The organism is Butyricicoccus sp., from assembly GCF_050872565.1.
Taxonomy (GTDB): Bacteria; Bacillota; Clostridia; order Oscillospirales; family Butyricicoccaceae; genus Butyricicoccus_A.
Map to the genome: position 1 here is coordinate 1 of NZ_JBNMHC010000451.1, position 1,534 is coordinate 1,534.

General features: G+C 50.3%; 1 protein-coding gene. It reads right to left on the minus strand.

Translation table 11 applies throughout. From position 1 onward, the window contains the following. Positions 1 to 453: 453 nt before the first annotated feature. Positions 454 to 1,534 (minus strand): sodium-dependent transporter (locus tag ACR0P9_RS12420; RefSeq protein ID WP_432620609.1); only part of this gene is annotated, 1,081 nt, incomplete at its 5' end.

Below are 1,534 nucleotides of genomic sequence, written 5' to 3' on the forward strand. Positions count from 1 at the left end.
TATATGTTCATTATAACATGAAAGAGAAAAAATGCAATTGCTATTTGCTCTTACGCACAGGCCAAACTCGTCTCTCCCTCTGGGAGAGATGTCGCGCAGCGACAGAGAGGGCTTATCCCAGCTATATATTCTCTCAGATTTGCCTGATGCAGGATTTGTGATTTGCTCGCCCTCTCAGTCATTTGCCCTGCAAATGACAGCTCTCCCGGAGGGAGAGCCAAGTAGGCTCCATCTTTGAGGGAGCTGGATTCGCCGCAGGCGAAGACTGAGGGAGCAGCCGGTTATATGTATCGCATCAGGCTGACCCTGATACAGATTTGCTCGCGTGCTGCTCCTTCCGTCACGGCTTGCGCCGCGCCACCTTCCTCAAGGAGGAAGGCTATTTGCTATCCTGAGGGAGTAAACACCAAAAGCCGCCTGAAAAGGCGGCTTTTGCAGTATTTTCGCGAATATTTAGATCGAAATAATTCCCATTGCGCTCAGGATAGAGCTGATAAGGATAACAACGAGGAAAATCGGAGCAATCCAGCGAATCATGACGCGGAACATCGGTTCGCGCTTGAACGCGGAGTTCTTCTTGACTTCCTTGGAGATATAATCCAGACCAACAACCCAGCCAAGGAACAGGCAGGACAGCAGAGCAACAATTGGCATCAGGACACTGTTCGAGATGAAATCGAAGAAGTCCAAGAACGCCATGCCGAGCGGCTGAATACCAGACAGAGCACCATAGCCCATGGCGCTGAGCAGACCCAGTACAATGCAGATGACATAGGTCACGATGCAGGCCGTGCGGCGATTCATATGGAACCGGTCGCCCAGAATCGAAACAACTGTCTCATACAGGGAAATGCAAGAGGTCAATGCGGCAAAGAATACCAGAACAAAGAAGACAATGCCGATCAGCGTGCCGAGATGCATACTTGCAAATACCTTCGGCATGGTGACGAACATCAGACCAGGACCTGCATTCAGCGCATCGCGGTCGCCGCCGGAGAACGCAAAGACTGCCGGAATAATCATCAGACCAGCCAGCAGAGCGACGCCGGTGTCAAACAGCTCAATCTGTCCGACAGACTTCTCGATGTCTTCACCCTCCGGCATATACGAGCCATATGTGACCATGATACCCATGGCAAGAGACATAGAATAGAACATCTGACCCATAGCACCGAGCAGTGTGTTTGGAGACACATCGGACAGATGCGGGGTGAAGTAGTATTTTACGCCTTCCAGTGCGCCCGGACGGGTAACAGAATAGATGGCAATGATAATAGACAGAACGATGAGCAATGGCATCATCAATGTGCTGGCTTTTTCTACGCCGCCCTTGACACCCATCGAAACAATGAACGCGGTGATGGTAATAAAGACAACGAGGAAGAAGAATGGCTGCCAAGGATTGGTGATGAAATTGTTAAAGTAGTTGTCTGCCGCAGCGGTTGCCGCGCCGTCTTTGATAAAGACAACCATATACTTGACAATCCATCCGCCGATTACACCGTAATACGGAACGATAATAATCGGGACGAGA